Source organism: Microcystis sp. LSC13-02 (assembly GCA_002282935.1).
GTDB lineage: Bacteria > Cyanobacteriota > Cyanobacteriia > Cyanobacteriales > Microcystaceae > Microcystis.
Map to the genome: position 1 here is coordinate 13,198 of MTBT01000279.1, position 4,355 is coordinate 17,552.

The 4,355-nt window shown below is 41.0% G+C and carries 6 protein-coding genes; 2 read left to right on the forward strand and 4 right to left on the reverse strand.

Annotated elements, in window-relative coordinates:
• Positions 1-154 precede the first annotated feature (154 nt).
• The gene (locus BGL89_RS17515) at positions 155-508 is read right to left on the reverse strand and encodes a DUF5615 family PIN-like protein (RefSeq protein ID WP_286826814.1); all 354 of its coding nucleotides are present in this window, start codon (positions 506-508) and stop codon (positions 155-157) included.
• A gap of 6 nt (positions 509-514) precedes the next feature.
• Positions 515-847, reverse strand: a complete 333-nt coding sequence (locus tag BGL89_RS17520; RefSeq protein ID WP_024968814.1) for a DUF433 domain-containing protein — start codon at positions 845-847, stop codon at positions 515-517.
• A 485-nt stretch (positions 848-1,332) separates the two neighbouring features.
• Here BGL89_RS17520 and BGL89_RS17525 point away from each other — a divergent pair, with 485 nt between their 5' ends.
• A complete protein-coding gene (locus tag BGL89_RS17525) occupies positions 1,333-1,620 on the forward strand; it encodes a DUF433 domain-containing protein (RefSeq protein ID WP_286826815.1) in 288 nt (95 codons plus the stop codon).
• A 10-nt stretch (positions 1,621-1,630) separates the two neighbouring features.
• Positions 1,631-1,996 (forward strand): DUF5615 family PIN-like protein, encoded by a 366-nt coding sequence (locus BGL89_RS17530; protein ID WP_286826816.1) that lies wholly within the window; start codon positions 1,631-1,633, stop codon positions 1,994-1,996.
• A gap of 34 nt (positions 1,997-2,030) precedes the next feature.
• Here the strand turns inward: BGL89_RS17530 and BGL89_RS17535 are convergent, their stop codons facing one another.
• Positions 2,031-2,465 (reverse strand): hypothetical protein, encoded by a 435-nt coding sequence (locus BGL89_RS17535; RefSeq protein WP_286826817.1) that lies wholly within the window; start codon positions 2,463-2,465, stop codon positions 2,031-2,033.
• Positions 2,466-2,588: 123 nt separating this feature from the next.
• Positions 2,589-3,788, reverse strand: coding sequence for a methyltransferase (locus BGL89_RS17540; protein WP_286826818.1), 1,200 nt, complete (start codon positions 3,786-3,788; stop codon positions 2,589-2,591).
• Positions 3,789-4,355 lie beyond the last annotated feature (567 nt).

The following is a 4,355-nucleotide window of genomic DNA, read 5'->3' on the forward strand; positions in this document are numbered from 1 at the left end:
CCGCCCACTTGGTTTTCGAGACGGTCTTTTTAATTCTAACGTAAAGCCAACCTAGAACGGCGGGGTTTCCCACCCAAAATTTTCGATGACTCAACCGACCAGCTTGTACGTTCCGGTGCAGCGCTGTTGTTAGGTAGCGATTGCACTGCTGTTTTTAGCGGAGCGGAAGAAATCTTACCTGACCTTCCCACTCTCCCTCAAGACTACACTCAGCAATCAAGAGAATCTCTTCAATTGCTAACCCTACTGGGACACGACGACTAACTTCAAACAACCCAGGCATGAATAAACCTGATTCAAGACGTTCGTAAGCAAAAGTCGTCAAGGTAGCAACATCATGGGTGAGAACAATACGTCCTTCTTGCGCCGCCCACGCCAAAACAGCGGGGTCATCGACTCCTGACAATCCCACATCTTGAACCCGCACAACGTCTATCTGTGAATTTTGACGAAGAATGCCTCGGACAATCTGGTGATTAAAATTTTCGTCAGCAAGAAACCGAATCATAATGGTTTAAACGTTTTGGATTCTCCTTGCCAACAATCGTTCACGGATTCCAATTGGATTAAAATGCTGTTCAACTTCCTGCCGATTTTTTTCTGACTGACGTTGACGTTCTGCAAGGTATGCATGAACTTCATCTCGGTGTCTGAGGTAGTAACCAATTGCTAAGTAGACATCCGGTAGTTGTAGAGATGGATACTGCTCTCCTATTTCTTCTGGTGTACACCCTTCAAGAAAAGCAGTCACAACTGTATCCAAGGTAACGCGAGTGTTAGCAACTCGTACAACGCCCTGAGAATCAGTAACTAATGGTGCTTTTTCAACAGCTATTGTTATTGTCATCGGTCATATACCTAATTTTCAAGTTTAGTCTTTCGCCATATCGCTACCAATTAGCCCTACTAACCAATTAGCCCTACTAATAGCACTACTGATACCCCACCCCAAATAAGAGCCAGCAACCACCAGTTCCCCAACACTAAACTTGCATACCAAGGCATTATAGCTAACGTAGCTGGGAGCATCAAAATAGAGATTGCTCCCATCGATACTCCCCACTCATCAAAGACAATTCTGACACTCCATATATAACCAACGATCATGCATCCAAATCCAACTAAAGCTCCCAAGCCCCCTACTGCTGTCACTGCTCCGTTTTTTCCTTTTCTTGCCCTGTTGCTCACCGCTAGATTCAAATTACCTAACGGTTGAATTCACCGGACGGCTATTCACTGTGCATTATAACAAAAAGCGTATTTCTTCGTTCCGGTGCAATGAAATGTTAGACTGGAGTGAGCAATCCGTAGCCCATCCCCAAAGTATAAACTATGTCTACTGCTACTGATATAGGCACATTAGTCACCCGTTTCCCAGATATTGGTAATGGTCGCCCAGTCATTACAGGGACAGGAACCTCTGTTCGTCGAGTAGTTGTTTTATACAAGCAAGGTGCAAGTGCGGAGGAAATTGCTCGTCGTATGAGCCATCTAAGCCTTGCCCAAGTTTATGCTGCTTTGGCTTATTATCATGCTAATCGCGATGAGATTGAAGCAGATTTGGCTGAAGAGGACTCTGAATACTGGAAGCTCGCAGCATTGCACAGCAAGAGGGTTTAACGAATTTTAGATGAGCAAGATACTTTTGTACGTTGACGAGGACTCAATGGATGAGGACTTTGTACAAGCTTTGAGATCTCGCAATGTGGATGTACTGACAGTTGCGGATGTAGGAATGCTCCATCGATCAGATGAAGAACAAATAGATTGGGCAAGACAAAACGGTCGGGTTGTTTTTAGTTTCAACACAAGAGACTTTTATCGATTGCATACTACTATCATTGAACAAGGTTTATCTCATGCAGGAATTATCCTGGCTCCGCAGCAAAGATACGGGATTGGCGACTTGATGCGCGGAGTATTGAAACTGATAAACACTAAGTCGTCAGAGGAAATGCAGGGACAACTAGAATTTCTGAGTAACTGGATTTCGTGAGAAGGTGGGCAACTGGGAGATACCTACCTTACTGCTATTTTTTACAGGTGCAGGTACCATTTTCCTTGACACATCTGTACCCTTCCTCACAACAGATACATCTAGTACCATCAGCACCCGTACATTCGTCACAGCTAGATGGATTTATTTTAAGGTTGGCATTACCTACTTCAGATAAGCCAACGATGATATTGTGAATTTTGACCATCTGGATTTTAGTGCCAAAATTTAGTGGCACGCGATAACGCTTCTGCCCTATAAACCCTTCCTGAAGCATTTCCTCCTTTGTCCATTCATATAATTCACCAACGCCTTTTCTCGGTATTAAGTAATAGAACCCTCGATCGCTGAAATTTGGATACAACCTGAAAAGGGACTGATCTTCATCAATGCCTACATCACCATTGATGTATATCGTGTCTGTTGAGTCTCCTGCCAAGCTTCTTGACAGAGCATCTGCTAATTCCATGTGCTTTGTCTCCTTTAATAAAATCCGTCTAACGATTGAACTCACCCGCCGTCATGGACTTTGGATGATAACAGTAGTTTAGCATACGGTCGGGTGCAGTGATTTGTTATAATTTTCTGCCTTCTATAATTTTGTTGTGTAATCTTTCTGAATTATAAATAAATGCCAGAAAACTCCAAATGTTTTCTCTAATTTATGTCTGTGTTGAATATTATGATTTTGAAGATACTCAAGAATATTCTCTACATTTCCGAAAGAAGCCCAAGGCAAAAGTGCTACTCCTTGATGTGCAAGTTTCGAGCGGACATCCGACAAAAAATTGAGAGCTAGGTTGTCTACGCTGTCAGTAACATTTTTCCATCGTTTTGGATCTATTGGAAGGTTAGCTAGAATCAGATCAAATTCATCATCAATTTTGTTGAACAAATCAGTCTGAACCAAAGTTATTTTGGATTCCAATCCGTAAGCTGCAACATTTTTCCTGGCGTTGTCTATTGCCCTTGAATCAATATCAGTAGCAACAACATTATTTGCACCCTTCAGCGCACTTAATACAGCTAATACACCACAACCAGTTCCAATATCTAATACTTTTTTCCCTTCCAAGCTTTGTGGCATAAAGCGGGATACCATGCTTGACGAATTAGTGAGTCTAGTGTCAGGAGAAAACACAAGGCTATCTACCCAAAATTCTCTACCTTCAAATTGTATAGAGGTGGATTCCCTCTCACTATTTTGAGAATTCCACCATTCAGAATATTGATCATGCAATCTTGGAGGAGTATAAACTCCGTGCAAGGTAATGATGTTAACAATTTGCTCTTTTAATTCTTTTTTTAAATGATTGCTTTGTTGAATGTATATTTCGTCGCTCGAATTTTCGCCAACATTGAAATCAATAGGATAGCGCCTATGCCTAACATCAAAGAAATCCTGAATTGCTGATCCATAATGTGAATTACTGACGATAATTAACCTTGAATCTCCAATAGCCTTTAATGAATAGCCAAGTTCAAACGCCACATTCTGATTAACAATTTGCTTTGATTTCCTTGTTCCAACATCAGTAGTAGCAACAGGAGTTAAATCAAAAACTACTATATCTAATGTGGAAAGTCTTCTAAGGATAGTATCAGGTATATCCGGAAAACCAGATTCTCCTATAGCAGAATCAAATAGACTCAACTTATATTGAAAACTTGAATCATTATCGAGTTCCTCAGCTATCTTTTTCAGAGCGTCATATATAAAATCCTTACAGTACTTCAAATCTCTATCGGATTGCCAACCAAAGAATAATTTTATATTTTTTTTAGTAGTCATCTTTTAACCCTCTGTAGCCTCTTGAAATTATAACTAGATAATATACAGAAACTTTCCTTAATGTTACGCTAAATACGCACTTTTTCAAGAATCTTTCCGTATATCACGCCCAAAAGCGTGTTAGCCAGACTAGCGTACTGTAAACAGCACTAATTGTTGTCGTTTTTTAGGGGTGATCGGCAACATTACTGTCATTTTACCCCTAGTTTTCTCTCTTGGCTCAGTCTGTAACCAATCTTTTACCGAAAAATTGGGTTTAAAGCCTCGCCCTTTTAGGGCGACTTTATATGATGTATGATATTAAGAATAGCGGGCAGGGTAAGCAACCGCTTAAAAAACCCAGTCATCGCAGGATGAACGCACCTTGAAAACTAGAGTTATGGGGTTCTATAGGGGAATGCTCCTATAGGTAAAAGCTCTAAGCGTCAAGTACCAGAGAAACCAATTATTTTAGAGGTTTTGAACTGTATCGTGGGGCACACGAAAACAGGCTTCTGTAAGGTCGCGAAAGTCTGAGGAGAGAACCACCTCTGGGTTGGATTTCGCCAGGAATCTAATTCAAGTGGA